Source organism: Rhizobium sp. BK591 (assembly GCF_014195045.1).
Lineage (GTDB): Bacteria > Pseudomonadota > Alphaproteobacteria > Rhizobiales > Rhizobiaceae > Rhizobium > Rhizobium anhuiense.
The window spans coordinates 261,375-278,998 of sequence record NZ_JACIAZ010000002.1; the positions used below are offsets into that span (position 1 = coordinate 261,375).

Here is a 17,624-nt window from a genome sequence, read left to right on the forward strand (position 1 = left end):
AGGTTATAATGGCAGCAAATCCCAAAATCACGTTCATCGGAGCTGGCTCCACCGTCTTCATGAAGAACATCGTCGGCGACGTGCTTCAGCGTCCGGCCCTGTCGGGCGCGACGATCGCCTTGATGGATCTCAACCCGCAGCGGCTGGAAGAAAGCGCCATCGTCGTCAACAAGCTGATCTCGACGCTCGGCGTGAAGGCGAAGGCCGAGACCTATTCCGACCAGCGCAAGGCGCTTGCCGGCGCCGATTTCGTCGTCGTCGCCTTCCAGATCGGCGGCTATGAGCCCTGCACGGTCACCGATTTCGAGGTGCCGAAGAAATACGGCCTGCGCCAGACGATCGCCGATACGCTCGGCGTCGGCGGCATCATGCGCGGGCTTCGCACCGTGCCGCATCTCTGGAAGGTCTGCGAGGACATGCTCGCCGTCTGCCCCGAGGCGATCATGCTGCAATATGTCAACCCGATGGCGATCAACACCTGGGCGATATCGGAGAAATACCCGACCATTCGCCAGGTCGGTCTCTGCCATTCGGTGCAGGGCACGGCGATGGAGCTGGCCCACGACCTCGACATTCCCTACGAGGAGATCCGCTACCGCGCGGCTGGCATCAACCACATGGCCTTCTATCTCAAATTCGAGCATCGCCAGCCGGACGGGTCCTATCGCAACCTCTATCCCGATCTCCTGCGCGGCTATCGCGAGGGCAGGGCGCCGAAGCCCGGCTGGAACCCGCGCTGCCCGAACAAGGTGCGCTATGAGATGCTGACCCGGCTCGGCTATTTCGTCACCGAAAGCTCGGAGCATTTCGCCGAATACACGCCCTATTTCATCAAGGAGGGCCGCGAGGACCTGATCGAGAAATTCGGCATCCCGCTCGATGAATATCCCAAACGCTGCATCGAGCAGATCGAGCGCTGGAAGGGGCAGGCGGAGGCCTATCGTTCGGCCGACAAGATCGAGGTTCAGCCGTCGAAGGAATATGCCTCCTCGATCATCAACTCGGTCTGGACCGGCGAACCCTCGGTGATCTACGGCAATGTCCGCAACAATGGCTGCATCACCTCGCTGCCGACCAATTGCGCCGCCGAAGTGCCTTGCCTCGTCGATGCCTCCGGCATCCAGCCGACCTTCATCGGCGACCTGCCGCCGCAGCTGACCGCGCTGATCCGCACCAATATCAACGTGCAGGAACTGACGGTGCAGGCGCTGATGACGGAAAATCGCGAGCACATCTACCACGCCGCGATGATGGACCCGCATACGGCAGCCGAACTCGACCTCGACCAAATCTGGTCGCTGGTCGACGATCTGCTCGCCACCCACGGCGACTGGCTGCCCGAATGGGCGCGCACCAGCCGCAAGGTTCAGGCTGCCTGACCCTCTCTCCCGGGTCGGGCGTCAAAGAGCCCCGCGGTGGCAACACACCGCGGGGTTTTTGCGTATAATTGGCGGGACGGCGGGGATGTGTAACTCGCTACCTTGGACCGCCTGCAATACTCTCCTTCAAGCTCTCGACCTCTTGCGCAAGCTTATCGAGGTCCGCCTGCGATGCGGCTTGCGATGTCGGCACTCTCTTGGGAACATAGATCTTACCCCCGCCATCGAGTTCATCGGGAATGCTGTATTTGAAGATCCACTTTGTGGATTTGGTATCCGTCGCCCGGACGAAGACCATAGCTTCATTGTTGCTATCGAGCGCAACCGATATGTCGAAGGTTGCGGCCCCCACAGCTAAGTTCTCAAGCTTTTGATTGTTTTTGTCCACGTAGGGACTAAGCCCATCGTCCACTGTGAAAGCGGTGAGCGCTTCCGTCACATCTATTGTCACGTCACATGGCATGATTGTTCTCCCCCGTTGGAAGTTTAATCGTTGCTGAGGCGACCGTTGCGATGGGCCATTCTGAGTGTGATAGCGTAGGAGCTCGGAGACCTCTTGCCGGGCAACTGGGCATCCAGAATAAGCGTCCTGGCGTCGCCGAAAGCCGTCGAGATCTCCAGGATTTGTGTGGATGCCGTCAGCCGCCACATTTTGTACCCCAACGCGGGGTCAAAGCCGCAGCCGGCTGCAGGCTCGGCATGCGGACCTGTGACAACGAAAATGCGGTTGGAATCCAGCCTGTAGCAGTGACCCTCGAACGCATAGCCGTAAGCGAGGACCGTCGATCCCGTTATGCCGACTCCGCTTGCGAGTTTTATCTGCAGTTCCGCCTTTCCCGCCATCCCGACATCCAGGTGGGTAATGCGATTGGTGTCGTTCAAGTCTATGCCGTAGAGTATGATCTGGCCCGCCACATAGGGGAGTCCAGGAAGTGAAGGTGCTGGAACGCTGTCGTCTGTCATCGATGCCTCCCGTCTTTGGTTAAAGGATGCCGCGCCACCTCATGCAATCTTCGAGCTGGTCGATATAAGCGCGCCCGCGCCCCCGCCAGGCGGCCTCGAGAAAGGCCGAAGCCGCAGCCTCGAAGGTCAGGCTATCCGGGTCGAGATATGTCCAGGAGCGCGTCACCGCCTCGCCGATCACGTCGCGCGCCTCCTGCAGGGCGGCTTTCGCGGCGAAATGCGTCAGCTCATAGGATGTCGCCGATGCCCGAAATCCTTCTTCTATCAGCGCCGGCGCCATCTGCTGGCGAAGGTCACTGAACTTCCTGGGATTGATCTTCGACAGTCCGCGCTCGAACAGCAGTGATTGGTAGACCTCGATCAGGCAGTCGAAGAGGCCCGCCGCAAAGGGCTTCGATTGGTCGTGCACTTCCTGGCTGACATCACTGACACGAAGCGAGTTGTTGAGCGATCTGAGCTGCTTTTCGTCGCTGAGCTCGGCAAATTTGTCGAGTTCGTTGTGCAGGAGCAGGTTGCCTCTTGTGCGGCGAAGCAGCCGGTCCAGCGCGGTATCGAATTGCAGCAATCCCAGGAGCGATATGAAATCGGCGATCGCTTCGTGGTAGGAAAAGAAGTCGCTGCCGGATCCGTCGCCTTCGAGAATCCCAAGTTCGCTCAGCAAAACGAGATGTCCCATTTCATGGGCAACCGCGTCGAAATTCAGCGCGAAACAGGATGTCGGGCCTTCCGGTTCGCTTTCGCCGAGCTCCAGAAAGCCGAAGCCGGATTGCGCGTTCTGCCAATGGGGAATGCGGGGAACGATTTCCAGCCGTTCCAGCGTCGGTTCGAAGAACCAGCTGATCGGGCGCCCAACGTAGCTCTCACAAATGTCGAGAACGCGACGTGCACAGGCAAAGCTGTGTGTCGAAAGGAAAGCAGGTGAGTCGGGACCGATGTGGTCAAAATGGCCGTCGGGGCCGGGTTCTGCTGGCGGCCTCAAAAAACCCCGATATGGGGGCAGATTCGGCGATGCGTAAGGGATTTTCGGCTCAATCGGATTTGCGACGTACATCCGGCTGTCCGACGGCCCTGCGAGAATCGGGCCTGCAGACGGCCCGATCCACACCACTTCCGGCTTTTCATAGCCGGGAATGAAGGATGGCTGCGGAAAGACAAGGAAACGCGTTCCGAGCGGCCGCTCCAAAGCCGACCCGTCGCCTGCTCCCCGCGAATGTGTGATGGCATCCAAAGCTGCCCCCACCGCTCGTTGCCCAACGCCGAGCGATCTTCGACTATACCAGTACTAAGGGCATTTCGACAATAGCGTGTCGAGAATTCCACAGTACTCCATGTCATTGGCGAATGATTCCGTAAGTTCAAATTCGAACGAAGGAGGCTTGTTCAGACTATTGATCTTGTGATCGGCCAGATATCTCAGGAGATTTACAGCGTCGGTTCGCTTCTGGTTCATGGTTCCGGCTTTCAACCACGCCTTTAGAACTGCGATCTGGTCCGCAGCGCTGAGATTGTTTTCTGCGGCCGCGAAAAGCCTGGCGTACGACCTTTCGCTGAAGTGGAGCGAGCGTGCCAGTGACTCAAGCTGATGTCTCAGTCGTCTTTCGATGACCCCGGCGCGTTCCGCTTTTTTCAGGCTGAGCCTGATGTTCATGAGAGCATCACTCAATGCGCGCGAGCCCAGTTCGACGGGAGCCATCGGCACCGTGACGTCGGCATCGTCGGCGAGCGAGTGCCGTCGGTACCACCGGTAGATCAGTCCATGCCCGAGCATTCCCTGGGGAGCGAGCTCCGCTGCTCTGAGCGCGCCTATGCTGGCCGCACCGTAGAGGCGGAGCCCTCGGGCCATCGCCCAGAGAATTTCCTGGTGGCGAACGGCGGGACGCTGCGCGAAGACGCCGTCGATCAGCACGACCGCCGATGGCGCGTAGTCCGCCACGGCGCGCACGACATCGCCGCAGCCGACGGGGGGCAGATAGATCGCCTCCAAATATTTCCGCGCCGCCGTCGCGGAGAGGGTGGGGCCGAGAAAGACCACGATATCGTCACGCAAGATCCGCCTCCGGATTTGTTTCCAGCGGAGGAGCAACCACCCGGACGACGTGAAGAGGGACGCGATCGTCGGAATGAAGAACCACAAGGATCGCCGCCTTCGCGCCGGCCAGCCTCAGCGCCTCGACGACCGCCAGGATGGAGTGGCCGCTGGCGACAGGACCTTCATCGGGGCGGTAGGAGCTGCCGCCCTTTACGAGTTGCGCGCGCCATGCGGCGAGCTCCGAAGCGTCGGCATATGCGTAGACTTCGCTGCTGATATCGTCGCGCGCAGCCGAAATCACTCCCAGCCGCGATTGACACGCTTCGAGCAATGCGCTCGTCAGCGCCCGATCGTGGCTGAAGTCGCAGCCGAAGCCTTCGGCCGGCAAGGGCGCAAAGGGCGCGCGGCCGGCATCTTCCATCACGTGGCACCAGTAGATCGGCAGCGCATGCGGCGCCGGGATTTTCCAGATGCCGACGATAAACCCCGCCTTGGCCAGCCGTTGCATGATCTCCCCGGCGCTGCCTGAGCGGACCGACCTGGAGTCGATCTGGAAGCGGTCGAAGAAATGCGGCGTCTTCATCGCCGTGCATCGCGCCTGCCGCTCCAGAATCTCCAGGCAGGCATGCAAGGTTGCGCTTTGCAGGCTGGTGCCGGCTGCCAGACCCGTTGTGTCTCTGGGCAGCCAATGCGGATGAGGCGAGGGGAGGGTGTAGGCGGAGTCGACAAGGGCAAGCGGGACAGGGGTTCTCCGGCCTGAAAAGAGATCCAGCCCGTCGATCCAGGAAAGCCTCTCCGCCTCTCGTCCGACGCCGAGGTGCGACCAGAATTTCTGCTCGTTCATCCCGCGGAAAGCCGCTCCGAAGACGCGCTCCGGGGAAATCCGCTCCGAGGCCCATCCCTCCAGGGATTCCATCAGGCCCGATATCGCCGCAAGCGGCAAGGTCAGGCCCTTGCCTTGGCTGACGGCGACGGAAAGGGAGCGCGGCCTGACAACCTGGACGACGGGGATCCCGATCCGGTCGAGTTCCGTGACCGAGCCCAGCCTGGTGATCCCGTATTCGTGCTTGCGCGCCAGGATGCGCTGCACCGTCTGCCAGGGATCAGGGGGCGAGAGGGTAGGGGCATCAAAGATGTTGTCGAGCCCCCCGTTCTCCATCGCCTCCTCCTGGCCCTACGACCTTGGCAGTCCGTCCAAGGCGCGCTTTGCTCTTTCGGCCAGCCAGGCAGCCTTTTGTCCCTCGGCAATCTGCACCGCCCTCGTCAGGTCTCTTCTTATCAAGGATGGAGGGTCGTTTAGATCTCGTCTCAGTCTTGCGCTGAGGCGGTAGAGTTCGGCCAGCCAGAACCGTTGACCGCTGTTGCGGCCAACGTTGATCGCATTGTGAATGGTCGCCAGGGCCTCAGCAGGCTTGCCGAGCCGCTGCAACACCTGCGCATGCATGTCGCTGTGCATGGAAAAATTATCGTCGGTGCCCAATTGCTGCTGGAGCAGCAGACCGTGTTGGAATCGCTCTTCGCCGCGTTCGGCAAACGACGTCATCAGCTCCGCCCAGCCGCAATACATGTTGGCGCGCGCCTGGCTGGCGGCGAGGCCGTGTCGCTCGGCAAGCGCCAGCATTTGTTCGCCGAGGTCATGGACATCGTCATATCGGCTTTGGCAGCGGCGCAGGACGACGGCGTAATAAAGCGCGTGAACCATGCTCCCGGCATGATCGGTCGAGGCCGCCCAGTCCAGGCACTGTCCGATCGCATGTTCACTGGCATCGGCATTGTCGAGAAGCAGGTAGGACAGGGCGCTCTCGCCCAAGCCACAGACCTTGGCGTCATGTCCGCCGAAAAAGGCGCGATTTCTGACCGCTCTTTCCAGATCGTAAAGATCAAGGCCTCTGGCGACGCAATCGAGGCAGAATTCGTGCTCGCCGGCGTGAAAGCTCGTCGCCCATCCGCAGTGATAGGATTGAAGCCGCGTCTCCTGATCTTCGACGGTTTGCATGTCGCCGACGAGGATGCGCGCGCGAGACTGCTGCGTCAGAATGTTGGGTGCCGTGAACCACCATCCCCAATAGACCGGGAAATGTTTCGACCGGACAGCCGAGGCCTGTTTCCTCAGAAGCTGCATTGCGCGGGAATAGACCCGGCGCGCGCTTTCCGAGCCCTCTCCCTCGAGCGCGGTCGCAACGACCCCCTGAAGTTCGAGCAGGCCCAGTGCCAGTTCGGTGCGATCGGGATGGCGCCGGGAAAGCCTGTCGACCTCCTGCGCGCAGAGTTCGAGCGATACGTTCGCCTCGTGCATGGCGGAGCGCAGAACGCTCGCCTCCGCCGCCGCCAGGCCAAACCTGGCCGCGGCGTCGTGCAAGCCTGCTTCGGCGCACTGCCAGGCAGCGATGGCAGCCGGCAGACTGGGCTTTGCTTCTCCGATCAGGAGTTCGGCGATCCGCTTGTGTATGCGTCGTCTGTCGCTTTTGAGAAGGCTGCTATAGGCGGCTTCCTGGGTGAGTACGTGCCGGAACTGAAAGGAGCCGGGCGTGTCGGCAGAAGGCTCGATGATGCCTTGGGAAACAAGCCGCTCGACCGCGATCTCCACCGTCTGCCGGCTGACCCCTTCAAGAAGATAGGCGAGCAGTAAGATGTTGAATTCGCGGCCGATGACGCTCGCAAATTGCGCCGCCCGTCGTGCGGAACCGGTCGCCGCGAGTCTGGCGGAAAGCAGATCATTCAGCGAGCTGACGCCACCTTCCAGAAGCAGCCCTTTCCATTCGGATAAGGCCTTGCCCAAGGGTTGCCTTTCCAGGAAGAAGTTGGCCAGTTCTTCGGCGTAGAGCGGCATGCCATCGCATTGATCCAGAATGAAATCGGACAGGCCCGGCGGGGGGCGCTCACGCCAGACCGAGGCGACGAGATCGCGAACCGCCGCAGAGGCTAATCCGGATAATTCTATCTCGGTCGCCAGTGCCAGGGATCGTCTGATCCTCGATGTCTGAACCACGAGGATCGGCAACGTGCCTGCGAGTGATTCAAGCCGATCGATCAGCTCCAACGTCATGCCGTCAGCCCAGTGGACATCCTCGAAGACGAGGAGCGTCGGAACGCCAGTCGCCTTGCAGGTCAGGATGTCGGCAGCGGCTTCGATGACCTTCCGCCTGAATGCCCGCCCCGACAGATCCGACACGCGAAGATTGCGCGAGGTCGCCGGCGATCGGTCTGATGTAAATGAGAGAATGGTGTCGACGATGTCTGCCCCTAAGGCTCGGCCGGATGTTTGAAGGGCCTGCATGAAAGCCCCGCTGTCGCCATTCTTCAGAACAGAGGGTTCGGCCACAAGCCTCTCGAGAAACGACATAAAGGGGTGCAGCGGCTGGCTCTCCAAGCGCCTGCCGCACTGAAAGATCAGGGTCTCGTGCGAAGTATGGGACAGGCTGCGGGCGAATTCGCCGATCAGTCTGGATTTGCCGATGCCCGCCTCTCCGACCACGGTGATTGAACTGCCCTTGCCGTCGAGAGCTGAATTCCAGGCGCTCGAAAGAGCGGCAAGTTCTCTTTCCCTGCCTCTTATCGGCCGATCCCATTCGCTGAATGGCGACAGCGCAGACGTTGAGCGATCACGTTCCTGCGGACGCCAGAGCGCAACCGGCTCTTCGAAGCCTTTGAGTTTGGCCTTCCGCACCAGGCTATAGTCGAAATTGTGTCGGGTGAGCTGAACGGTCGAATCTGCGACCAGAACGGAATTCGGTTCGGCCTCTGCCTGCAAGCGAGCCGCCAGCACCGGTGCTGTGCCAACAATCTCGTCTCCTTGCGCGGAGAAGACGACAAGACCGGTGGCAACCCCGATCCGCAGCCTGAAAGCTGTGCGCGCCTTGCCCTTGGTGCTCGCTGCAATGCCTAACAATTCCAAAGAAGCCTGCACCGCACTTTCAGCCGCATCTTCGGATTGGTCGGGATATCCGAAGAAACAGCATCCCCCATCACCGAGCCGTTGATGAAGAAAACCTCCATGCTTTTTTATGATCGTCTCGGCATTCTGATGTAATGCCGAGACGGAGCGAAAGAATTTCTCCGGCTCGCTCCGCAATAAGAGCTCCGTGGAGCCGACAATGTCATAGAAAAGGGCAGTGACCTGTCGCCGCTCACCTGTAAACCGAATTCGCGCGTCGAGGGTTTTCATTCGGAGTCGCCCAACACCACAGAAGCCTTTTTCAGGACATCCGATTTATAGCTTGCATGCAAGCTTTTCGTGCGGCGGTGCCAATATATCCGTTATGCGGCCTGCGGCTTGATTATGGGCTGCCCTTTTGTCAGCGCGACGCATACACGTGCCCCGGCCATATCGCTTCGGGCCCGCCATCTTTTCCTTTCGCGTGAGATTGGACCGTTTGGCGTTCAAGGGATGGCCAGATGGGCCTGCCGCACTGCATCGCCTTTCCTTGAACGTGCAGCAGCCCGATCGAAGGCACATCAAAATCAAGCCCGCCGCCACGGCTCGCGCGTCGCTATTCCTAGCCGTTGGCATTCCGTCAGGCAGGTTACGAAGAACCGCGCCGGTTTTTGTCGACGACGACGTTCACCGCCGGGCCACCGGAGATTGCCAGTAACGGGGGCCTGTCGGTCGCCGTGGCGGCGCTTTCACCGCCGCGGCGACTGCCGGCCTTGCAGCGCCAGATGGCCTTCAGCCTCAATCAGGCAAAGAACGCACGAAGCTGAGCGAAGAACCCGCCTGGTTTGTAACTCGCCATCTTTCGCAGGCGGCGAGCGATGACTGCCGCGCTGACGTGTTCACCGAAATGGCAGAAGCAGACAAGGCCGTGCAATTGCTCGTCGCTGAGCTCGAAGAACCGCCTGGCCTCTCCATAGCTGTCATTTTCCATTCCTGCCGCCCGCAGAATGGGGTCAGCGAATGCAACGGAGATCGGGGTGTCGTCATCCCGCAGAGCAAGCCGTTCTGCCATCGACTTATATTCTGTTTCGTGAAGCGTGTTCAGAAACGCTCTGGGGCTGCGGTCGAGACTTTCGGCCCACCGCTCAAGCCGTTCGCGCCGCGTCATGTCAAGGCGCGTGCAGGTCGTGCTGACCTTGGCAATGGTTTTCAACTGATCGAGTGCGTACTGTTCCATCTCGGCCTCCTATCTCCGGAAAAATAGATGGTCCGCTCCCAAAGATAGCGTCGCTCAGGTGGCAGCCGATGTCCAATCACGATTGGGACCGGCAGCTCGTTGACGCTTCCGTAATCACTGGAGGCGTCTTTTGCTTGCTGACAGGCTCTTTTCTCATAGGATCTCTGCGCCATGTCATACCGAGGCAACCAGACAGGGTTCGGGATGGACGAGATATTCGAACAGCTTCTGCACCTTTCTGCATGCACGCAAACGCTGATTGCGGTCTATGATGGTCATGACCGGCTGCAATACGCCAACAGCGCCTTTCGTTCGGCCTATTTCATCGAACCGGATGAAACGCCCCTCTGGCCGGATCTCATGCGGCGTAATTTCCAACAGCAGCGGGGCACGGTCATTCGAACGAGCAATTTCGAAGAGTGGCTGCGCTCGACTCAGTCGCGCCGCGGCAAGATCGGCTATCGCGCTTTCGAGACGGACCAGTGGGACGGCCGATGGTTCTGGATGACCGAGGCGGTGCAGAAGAACGGTTGGATGCTGTGCATTGCGAGCGACATCACCGGTTTGCGCGCGCATGGCAGGACTGTCCGGCAAGATCGCGATCAGGCGATCAAGGCGTCTTACACCGACGAACTCACGGGTGTCGCCAACCGCCGCTTCGTGATGGCGCGCGTCGACGACATGCTGGCGGCCGCCCAGCATGGCAGCAACGGATGCCTTGCCGTATTCGACATCGACAATTTCAAATACATCAACGATCGCCTTGGCCACCACGCCGGGGATGAGGTCCTGCGTGATTTTGCGCATCGCATTCATCAGAATGTTCGCCGCAACGATTGTTTTGGGCGGGTCGGCGGAGAAGAATTCCTTCTGGTGATGCCGGCAACCGAGACGGAAGACGCCATTGCCATTGTCGAGCGCATGCTGACGGTGATCCGGTTTTCCCGGCCCCTGCCTGCGTCACCCGACTTCAGCTACACCTGCTCTGCCGGTATCGCCGCTTGCGCCCCGTCCGATAGCACGTCGGATCTTTATCGACGCGCCGATCAAGCCCTCTATGCGGCAAAGCTAAGCGGCCGGGACAGGGTGCGCGCAGCCTAAAGCATGTCGCCCGGAAGTGTGCGACAGCCGTGGAGGACGGCGATCCGGGCCTGTTCGCTGCGGCCGGAACCAATATAATCGGGCGCGATGTCTCAGATCCCCGACCCGTAAAGCTCCTGGTCATCGTCGCCTTCCCAGGGTGAGGGCATCGAGCTGCTGGCGAGGTTTGCCGAGGGCATCGGCATCCAACACTTCAATTCCGGCTCGGCATATTCGATGATGTGCCCGGGCGAGGAATCGGAGGCGCGCCAGCCTTCTCCACCGAACTGATCGCCATTCGTCCAATAGGCAAGGTCAACTTCCGCCGGCCCCTGTTCGGACGAGCGAATCGTGACGAGGATCCGGCTGCCGTCTTTCGGAGCGTTTGCCATATTGCGCCAGCGATCCGGCTCGTCCATCGTCTTTCCTCCTGCTTTCCTCAAGTGCAACTGTCGCCTCACGATCGAAAACGGTCAACTCAAACTTTGCAGAACCATCCCCATCGACGCCTGCAGGAACTGACAGTGCAGGCGCTGATGACGAAGAGCCAAGCGCTTCTCCCGGGTGAGGCCGTCAAGAAGCCCAGCGGTAGCAACGACTGCGAGGCTTGTGTTTGAGAATGGCGCCGCTTTCCAATAGAGGGGACGGCAAGGGACCATCCGACCCCCGTTCGCTATCAGGGAACCGTTGATTGTCCTGGCGTCGACCACTGCCTGGTCAGATCTAGCTTTCTGTGATGCGGCGATCCTCATCTGAGCCGATGGAGAGCTGCTTCCAGTCAAGGTCCTCCTGCAACTCGAGATATTGCGTCGCACCGATCTGGTCTGTATCGCGCAATTCCTCGAGGCGCTGGCGCTGGGCGAGAACGGCTGCGATGGTCAGGTCACGGCGCCGATTGAGCGGCGAGGTTCTGGCCGCATCGGTGGATGCTGTCCAATGATCCTTGCAGATCGTCCGGATCGCTTCGGCTTCAGTACCGCTTTCCTTCTCAAGCCGCTGAAAGGCGGCCTCGGCGAGCGACAAGCGGGCCGCCTTGAGTTCATCGCGCACTTCTGCCTGCCGACCGAGTTTCAGGAGATGGATCATCGGTGCCAGGGTCGCCCCTTGAATGACCAGGGTTGCAAGCACCACCGCGAAAGCCGTGAGCACGACCAGGTCTCGCTCGGGAAAGTCGGCAGGGAGTGCGAATGCCGTCGCCAGCGTAACAAGGCCGCGCATACCGGCCCAACCCACCAGCAAGGTTTCCCCGGATGTGAAAGGCGCCAATTCACGGCCGCGCCGGTGACGGGTCGCGACGACGGCGTGAAACAGGAACGCCATCGCCATGCGCGCCAGGATGACGCCGACCACCACGATCGCGGCAAATCCCACCGCCCGCTGAAGCTCTTCAGCCGACATCGCCTCAAGGATGCGGCGCGCCTGCAGCCCCATCAGCAGGAAAGCCACCACGTTCAAGAGGAACACGACCGTCGTCCAGACCGCGAAGGAATGCACCCGCATGCGTGGCGAATCCTCGACCGAAGAAAGGGTGGCGATGGTCATTGCGCTCGCGACGGTGGCAAGGACGGCCGACAGGTGCAGATGCTCGGCGATCAGCCAGGTCGAAAATGCGTAGACGAATTGAAACAGGGTCCCGCCGACGGTGTTTTCGGTTATCGGTCGAAGCCGCGAGACGACAAAGCCGAAAGCGATGCCGAATAGGATCCCTCCCGGTGCGGCGATAGCCACCTGAAGCGCCGTCCCGGCATCCAGCCCGCCCCGCGCTTGGACAGTGAGCGCGGCCCCGAAAAGCAGCAGCGCGGTCGCGTCGTTGAACAGGCTTTCTCCCTTGAGCAGGGCATCCACACGGCGGGCGACGGGCAAATTGGAAAGGACCGCCGTGGCGGCTGCCGCATCAGGTGGCGCGACGATTGCGCCCAGCGTGACCGCAACCGCAATCGGAAGCCCGACAGTCAGCATGCTGATCGACACGACGACACCTGTCGTGACGAGAACGGCGACGACGGCATAGAAGAACAGCGGCAGCAGCATGCGCCGCGCCGCACCCACCGGGAAGTCATAGGCCGAGTCGACAAGGACGGGGGCGATGAACAAGGCGAGCGCCGTCGGCGGATCAATCGGGATCGTCGGCGCGCCAGGCAGCATTGCCACGGCGACGCCGGCGGCAGCCAGAATGCCGGGGTAGGGCAGCCGCATGCGGCGCGTCACCTGCAGCAGCAGGATGGCAACCGCCAGCAATGCAACAAGTGTTTCGAAGAATGTCATGTCAGCATACTAGCAGGCTTTCGGGCCCGTTGAAGCGGGTGCACCCTAGATGTAAAGCTTGTGTTGTATCAAGCTGGCGACGCAGCGGCGGAGGGCGATGATGGATTACGAGGTTGCTGTTGTCGGCGCTGGCGCGGCCGGCATTGCAGCAGCAAAAAGGCTGGTCGATGCCGGCCGCTCGGTCGTCATCCTGGAAGCCAGCAACCGCGTGGGTGGACGCGCCTGGACAATCGAATTGGCCGGGATGCCGCTGGATATGGGTTGCGGCTGGCTGCATTCTGCCGAGCGCAATCCTCTCGTCGCCATTGGCCGTGCAGCCGGGTTCACTATCGAGCGCGGGCGCACGGCGTGGCAAAGCCAGTGGCGCGATCTCGGCTTTACGCCGGATGAGCGGGCGGCTGCGGCGACTGCATGGAACGCGCTTGAGGAGCGGATGCGCGCCAATCCTCCCGCCAGCGACAGGGCTTCGGACGCGCTGGAGCCGGGCGGAGAATGGAACGCCTACTGCCAGTCGCTCAGCGGATATCTGAACGGCGCACCACTCGATCGGCTGTCGGTCTCTGACTTTCTTGCCTATGACAATGCGGCAACCGATGCCAATTGGCGCGTGCTGGAGGGCTACGGAAGTCTGATCAGCGCCGCCGTTCCCAACGTGGCCTTGCGCCTTTCGACGCCTGTTCGAGCCGTGACCTTGACCGCGAACGGCGTCCAACTGGAGACCGACCGCGGTCCTGTCACATCCGGTGCGGCAATCATCACGTCATCGACCAACGTTCTAGCCCGCGGAGCCATTATCTTCGACCCGGAGGCCGACGATCACCTCCACGCCGCAAGTCAGCTGCCGCTTGGCCTCGCAGACAAGCTGTTTTTGGAACTCCATGGCAATCATGGTCTGGAGCCGGAAACCCATCTGCTCGGCGACCCGCAAAATGCTGAGACCGGCAGCTATTATATCCGCCCGCTCGGCCGGCCGGTCGTCGAAGGCTTCTTTGGCGGAAATGGCGCCGTCGTCATCGAACGCGCGGGTTTACTGGAAGCATTCGCCTTCGCCCTGGACCAGCTGTCGTCGCTGCTCGGGAGCAATATTCGTCACCACCTGCGGCCCCTGGCAGCCTCTTCCTGGTGTCATACCGATTGGATAGGCGGCTCCTACAGCCATGCGCTGCCCGGCCATGCGGGCGCACGCGCAGTCTTGGCGCGTCCCGTCGGCGGCCGGCTGTTTTTCGCCGGCGAGGCGACGCACCAGTCCGACTTCTCGACAGCCCATGGTGCGTGGCAAAGCGGATTGCGGGCTGCCGACCAGGCCGCAGCAGTTTAATGCCCTCGTGACATAGAAGGGCGAACTTCGTTCGCTTTATTGATGGGAGAGCCGGCCCTACACCCGAAATGGCCGCGCCATCAACGCGAGAGGACAACGCAATGGCAATCCGTAGCGCCGGACTTCTCATATACCGGCGCGCTTCCGAGAACTACGAAGTCCTTCTCGTCCATCCGGGCGGACCTTACTGGGCGAAGAAAGACGAGGCTGCCTGGTCGATCCCTAAAGGATTGGTCGAGCCTGGAGAGGACGTACTCGCGGCTGCGAAAAGGGAAGCTGCCGAAGAGCTTGGTGTAACAATCGATGGCATATTCAGACCGCTTGGCGAATACCGGCAATCTGGCGGCAAGATTGTCGTCGTGTGGTCGATCGAAGCTGATCCAGTCCTGGATGTGAACGCGATACGGAGTTCCGAATTTCACATGGAATGGCCGCCAAGGTCGGGCCAGGTAAGAAGCTTTCCGGAGGTTGATCGCGCGGGTTGGTTTTCCTTAGCCGACGCAACGCTTAAACTGTTGAAAGGACAGCGACCGATGGTCGTCGACCTCCTGACGCATCTTGAGTGACCGGCCCCAAATTCCAGCTTCAGAGGCCCGTCTCGCCGCACTTATGGGTGAATCACGCGGCAGCCATGAATTGCTTCTGGAGGCCGCCGGCATGCGACAATCGCCGCCATCTGAATCAGATCGAGAAAATTGGAGCTGCGATCCGCAATCCGCGGCTTTTCAGCCATCCCATTTGCCACCCGGTTGCCAAAAAACCATGATTGCCTCACATAGATCACACATTGACCACAGGCATGAAGAATTGGATCGACGCTGGATGCGCATACACTATGTTTTTCTCGGTGCATTTCTTGCACTCGCACAGGCCGCCTATGCTGAAGTCGCGTCGCCGCCGGTCTTGGAGCCGCTGAAGCGGCAGGCGCAGGCCGCTGAGTTGAGCGCGCAATTCCTTTCGCGGTATAGCTATAAGCCCGTTCCGCTCGACGATGCTTTGTCGGCCAAGGTCATGGATGGGTTCATCAAGTCGCTCGATCCGGACCGCATGCTGTTCCTGCAGGCCGATGTCGACAGGTTCATGGCGGATCGCAACGAGATCGACGATGCGATAGAAAAGCAGGATCTGAAAATCCCGTTTGCGATTTTCAACGCCTATGAACAGCGCGTCGTCGATCGCATGACCTATGCGCGCGGCCTGCTGAAGCAGGGCTTCGATTTCAGTGCGCAGGAAGATTTTTCGGTGCTGCGCGATAAAGCGCCGTGGCCGCAATCGGATGCCGAGAGCAATGAGCTTTGGCGCAAGCGCGTCAAAAGCGATTGGCTGCGGCTGAAGCTCGGCGGCAAAACCGATGCGGCTATTCGCGAAACACTCGACAAACGGTATGAAAACACGCTCGAGCGCGCCTACAAGTTCAAAAGCGACGACGTGTTCCAGTCGTTCATGGACGCCTATTCGACGTCGATCGATCCGCACACGGATTATTTCGGCGCGGCCGCTTCGGCCGATTTCAACGTCTCGATGAAGCTTTCGCTGTTCGGCATCGGCGCCGTGCTGCAGGAACGCGACGACTACACGACGATCCGTGAACTCGTGCCCGGCGGGCCGGCGCAACTCTCCGGCAAGCTTGCGGTCGGAGACCGCATTACCGGCGTTGGCCAGGGCAAGGATGGCGCGATCAAGGAAGTGGTGGGCACCCGCCTTGATGAAGTCGTGCAGATGATCCGCGGCAAAAAAGGCTCCGTCGTGCGGCTGGATATCCTCCCGGCCGATGCCGGAGCCGATGGCACGCATCGCGTCATCAGCCTGGTGCGCGATAAAATCACTCTCGACAAGCAGGCAGCCAGGAAGACCGTACTCTCCGTCAAGGCGGGCGACGCCACGCGTAAAATCGGGATTATCACGCTGCCGGTCTTCTATGAGGATTTCGACGCCAAGCGGAAGGGCGACAAGGATTACAAAAGCGCAAGCCGCGATGTCGCCAAGCTTCTCGGCGAGTTGAAGGACGAAAAGGTCGACAGCGTTCTTATCGACTTGCGCAACAATGGCGGCGGTTCATTGGACGAGGCGATCGATTTGACCGGTCTGTTCATCGGCAAGGGGCCGGTCGTTCAGCAACGCGGCAGCGACGGCAAGGTCGAGGTCAAAAGCGCCGATCTTGCAGCGCCTGTCTGGACAGGCCCGATGGGTGTCCTGATCAATCGCGGCTCGGCCTCGGCTTCGGAGATTTTTGCCGCGGCAATCCAGGACTATGGTCGCGGCGTGATCGTCGGCGAACCCAGTTTCGGCAAGGGCACCGTTCAGACGGTCGTCGATCTCGACCAGATCGTGCACAACAGCAAACCCGAGTTCGGCGAGCTGAAAGTGACGATTGCCCAGTTCTTCCGGGTCAATGGTGGCACGACGCAGTTGCATGGCGTGACGCCTGATCTCAGCCTGCCGGGATTGTCCGATCCGACTGCTTTCGGCGAGACCAGTTATGACAATGCGCTGCCGTGGGCTGAGATCAAGCCCGCGAAATACCCGCGTGCCGAGACAGTCGCGACATTGCTTCCGGCATTGCAAAACCGCCATGATGCGCGGGTCAAGACCGATCCGGACTTCCAGCGCCTGGTGAAAGACATTGCCGACCTCAAGGCGCAGCGCGAAAAAGGGGTCATTTCCCTCAACGAAGCCGAACGTCGCAAAGAAGCGGCGGCTCGCGAGAAACGGCTCAAGGATCGAGCCGAAGCAGGGGATGGCGAGGACCTTGGCGATGATGGCCTGGAGGCAGGCGAGCGCAGCCTGAGCGCCGATATTGCCATCGAGAATGCCCGCAAGAACGCCAAGGACGTCCTGCTCAACGAGGCAGCCGCCATTCTTGCCGACGAGGCGGATTTGCAGCAAGGCGTGCTCAAGGCAGCCACGAAACAATAAGGGAATGCGGACGGAAGACATAAGGCACTGCGAACTTCCTCCTCCTGGACCGGGTTAGCACGTCCGCATCAGCCAATTGCTGTTGATGACGGCGTCAGTCCCAATCCAGGAACAAGCCTGGAACTGTGGCTGATGCCCCTCGTTAGAGCGCCGTGCGTCCAAAAGGAGGCACGGCGCTCCAACACTTTCAATCCTCGCATCGTGCTTTCCGAAAATCGGATTTTCGGGCCGATGCGCTAGAAGGATGACGATGGAACCACGCCCATAGTCGGGACAGGTCGTTCCTGCTTCGGCGTCTTGTTTCCTTGCTCCTCGCCGCCGCTCAGTGCCTGGCGCACTTCATCCTCTTCCCAACCCGCCTCGATGGCCGAAGCCACGAGCCTCTCGATTTTCTCGGTTTCCGAATTGTGTGAAGTCTCATTCAGGTGGCGTCTGGCAGTCTCGAGACACTGACGGAGGTTGGACGCGCGGCTGGCGTCGTTACGATCGTAGCTTGGCGATGCGACGTAGGTCATTTGGAAGCTCCCTGTTGATCGGGAGAAACACCTCAAGAGACAGCCGGT

15 protein-coding genes are annotated in these 17,624 nt (G+C 60.6%); 5 read left to right on the forward strand and 10 right to left on the reverse strand.

Translation table 11 applies throughout. From position 1 onward, the window contains the following. Window positions 1-8: 8 nt before the first annotated feature. Window positions 9-1,379 carry an alpha-glucosidase/alpha-galactosidase gene (locus FHX10_RS08340; RefSeq protein ID WP_047614861.1) on the forward strand — a complete coding sequence of 457 codons (1,371 nt, stop codon included), beginning with the start codon at window positions 9-11 and terminating at the stop codon, window positions 1,377-1,379. A gap of 97 nt (window positions 1,380-1,476) precedes the next feature. Here the strand turns inward: FHX10_RS08340 and FHX10_RS08345 are convergent, their stop codons facing one another. From FHX10_RS08345 to FHX10_RS08375, 7 genes are all read right to left on the reverse strand, one after another. Then, window positions 1,477-1,842, reverse strand: a complete 366-nt coding sequence (locus FHX10_RS08345) for a hypothetical protein (RefSeq protein WP_097595652.1) — start codon at window positions 1,840-1,842, stop codon at window positions 1,477-1,479. 23 nt (window positions 1,843-1,865) lie between these two features. Beyond that, window positions 1,866-2,342 (reverse strand): hypothetical protein, encoded by a 477-nt coding sequence (locus tag FHX10_RS08350; RefSeq protein ID WP_097595653.1) that lies wholly within the window; start codon window positions 2,340-2,342, stop codon window positions 1,866-1,868. A gap of 19 nt (window positions 2,343-2,361) precedes the next feature. Then, on the reverse strand, window positions 2,362-3,582 hold the full coding sequence (locus FHX10_RS08355; protein ID WP_097543492.1) for a hypothetical protein: 1,221 nt from the start codon (window positions 3,580-3,582) through the stop codon (window positions 2,362-2,364). A 42-nt stretch (window positions 3,583-3,624) separates the two neighbouring features. Further along, window positions 3,625-4,389, reverse strand: coding sequence for a TfuA-like protein (locus FHX10_RS08360; protein WP_097595654.1), 765 nt, complete (start codon window positions 4,387-4,389; stop codon window positions 3,625-3,627). Next, window positions 4,382-5,530, reverse strand: coding sequence for a YcaO-like family protein (locus FHX10_RS08365; protein WP_097543490.1), 1,149 nt, complete (start codon window positions 5,528-5,530; stop codon window positions 4,382-4,384). Before FHX10_RS08365 ends, FHX10_RS08360 begins: the two co-directional genes overlap by 8 nt. A gap of 15 nt (window positions 5,531-5,545) precedes the next feature. Beyond that, a complete protein-coding gene (locus FHX10_RS08370; protein WP_097595655.1) occupies window positions 5,546-8,536 on the reverse strand; it encodes an ATP-binding protein in 2,991 nt (996 codons plus the stop codon). A 511-nt stretch (window positions 8,537-9,047) separates the two neighbouring features. Further along, a complete protein-coding gene (locus tag FHX10_RS08375; RefSeq protein ID WP_097543488.1) occupies window positions 9,048-9,482 on the reverse strand; it encodes a hypothetical protein in 435 nt (144 codons plus the stop codon). A 204-nt stretch (window positions 9,483-9,686) separates the two neighbouring features. Between FHX10_RS08375 and FHX10_RS08380 the strand changes: the two genes are divergently transcribed. Continuing rightward, window positions 9,687-10,583 carry a GGDEF domain-containing protein gene (locus FHX10_RS08380; RefSeq protein WP_047612810.1) on the forward strand — a complete coding sequence of 299 codons (897 nt, stop codon included), beginning with the start codon at window positions 9,687-9,689 and terminating at the stop codon, window positions 10,581-10,583. Window positions 10,584-10,675: 92 nt separating this feature from the next. Here FHX10_RS08380 and FHX10_RS08385 read toward each other — a convergent pair whose 3' ends face one another. Together FHX10_RS08385 and FHX10_RS08390 are read right to left on the reverse strand one after the other, a co-directional pair. Next, complete coding sequence (locus FHX10_RS08385; protein WP_047612813.1) at window positions 10,676-10,981, reverse strand: hypothetical protein; 306 nt, start codon at window positions 10,979-10,981, stop codon at window positions 10,676-10,678. Between the two features lie 304 nt (window positions 10,982-11,285). Then, the gene (locus tag FHX10_RS08390) at window positions 11,286-12,827 is read right to left on the reverse strand and encodes a cation:proton antiporter (RefSeq protein WP_047612815.1); all 1,542 of its coding nucleotides are present in this window, start codon (window positions 12,825-12,827) and stop codon (window positions 11,286-11,288) included. Between the two features lie 100 nt (window positions 12,828-12,927). On the opposite strand from FHX10_RS08390, the gene FHX10_RS08395 reads away from it, so the two are divergent. The 3 genes from FHX10_RS08395 to FHX10_RS08405 all read left to right on the forward strand — a co-directional run bounded on the left by FHX10_RS08395 (window position 12,928) and on the right by FHX10_RS08405 (window position 17,061). After that, the gene (locus FHX10_RS08395; protein WP_097595680.1) at window positions 12,928-14,145 is read left to right on the forward strand and encodes a flavin monoamine oxidase family protein; all 1,218 of its coding nucleotides are present in this window, start codon (window positions 12,928-12,930) and stop codon (window positions 14,143-14,145) included. Window positions 14,146-14,246: 101 nt separating this feature from the next. Continuing rightward, window positions 14,247-14,711: an NUDIX domain-containing protein gene (locus FHX10_RS08400; RefSeq protein WP_097543546.1), complete on the forward strand. Its 465-nt coding sequence runs from the start codon at window positions 14,247-14,249 to the stop codon at window positions 14,709-14,711. 256 nt (window positions 14,712-14,967) lie between these two features. Beyond that, complete coding sequence (locus tag FHX10_RS08405) at window positions 14,968-17,061, forward strand: carboxy terminal-processing peptidase (protein WP_097595656.1); 2,094 nt, start codon at window positions 14,968-14,970, stop codon at window positions 17,059-17,061. Window positions 17,062-17,297: 236 nt separating this feature from the next. Here FHX10_RS08405 and FHX10_RS08410 read toward each other — a convergent pair whose 3' ends face one another. Then, window positions 17,298-17,576, reverse strand: coding sequence for a hypothetical protein (locus FHX10_RS08410; RefSeq protein ID WP_047612826.1), 279 nt, complete (start codon window positions 17,574-17,576; stop codon window positions 17,298-17,300). Window positions 17,577-17,624 lie beyond the last annotated feature (48 nt).

What these genes read in the sequence shown, in the direction of transcription:
- FHX10_RS08375 (WP_097543488.1), bottom strand. Translation starts at nt 9,482, where the DNA reads ATGGAACAGTACGCACTCGATCAGTTGAAAACCATTGCCAAGGTCAGC.
- FHX10_RS08395 (WP_097595680.1), top strand. Translation starts at nt 12,928, where the DNA reads ATGGATTACGAGGTTGCTGTTGTCGGCGCTGGCGCGGCCGGCATTGCA.
- FHX10_RS08405 (WP_097595656.1), top strand. Translation starts at nt 14,968, where the DNA reads ATGCGCATACACTATGTTTTTCTCGGTGCATTTCTTGCACTCGCACAG.
- FHX10_RS08370 (WP_097595655.1), bottom strand. Translation starts at nt 8,536, where the DNA reads ATGAAAACCCTCGACGCGCGAATTCGGTTTACAGGTGAGCGGCGACAG.
- FHX10_RS08410 (WP_047612826.1), bottom strand. Translation starts at nt 17,576, where the DNA reads ATGACCTACGTCGCATCGCCAAGCTACGATCGTAACGACGCCAGCCGC.
- FHX10_RS08340 (WP_047614861.1), top strand. Translation starts at nt 9, where the DNA reads ATGGCAGCAAATCCCAAAATCACGTTCATCGGAGCTGGCTCCACCGTC.
- FHX10_RS08385 (WP_047612813.1), bottom strand. Translation starts at nt 10,981, where the DNA reads ATGGACGAGCCGGATCGCTGGCGCAATATGGCAAACGCTCCGAAAGAC.
- FHX10_RS08365 (WP_097543490.1), bottom strand. Translation starts at nt 5,530, where the DNA reads ATGGAGAACGGGGGGCTCGACAACATCTTTGATGCCCCTACCCTCTCG.
- FHX10_RS08390 (WP_047612815.1), bottom strand. Translation starts at nt 12,827, where the DNA reads ATGACATTCTTCGAAACACTTGTTGCATTGCTGGCGGTTGCCATCCTG.
- FHX10_RS08350 (WP_097595653.1), bottom strand. Translation starts at nt 2,342, where the DNA reads ATGACAGACGACAGCGTTCCAGCACCTTCACTTCCTGGACTCCCCTAT.
- FHX10_RS08345 (WP_097595652.1), bottom strand. Translation starts at nt 1,842, where the DNA reads ATGCCATGTGACGTGACAATAGATGTGACGGAAGCGCTCACCGCTTTC.
- FHX10_RS08400 (WP_097543546.1), top strand. Translation starts at nt 14,247, where the DNA reads ATGGCAATCCGTAGCGCCGGACTTCTCATATACCGGCGCGCTTCCGAG.
- FHX10_RS08380 (WP_047612810.1), top strand. Translation starts at nt 9,687, where the DNA reads ATGGACGAGATATTCGAACAGCTTCTGCACCTTTCTGCATGCACGCAA.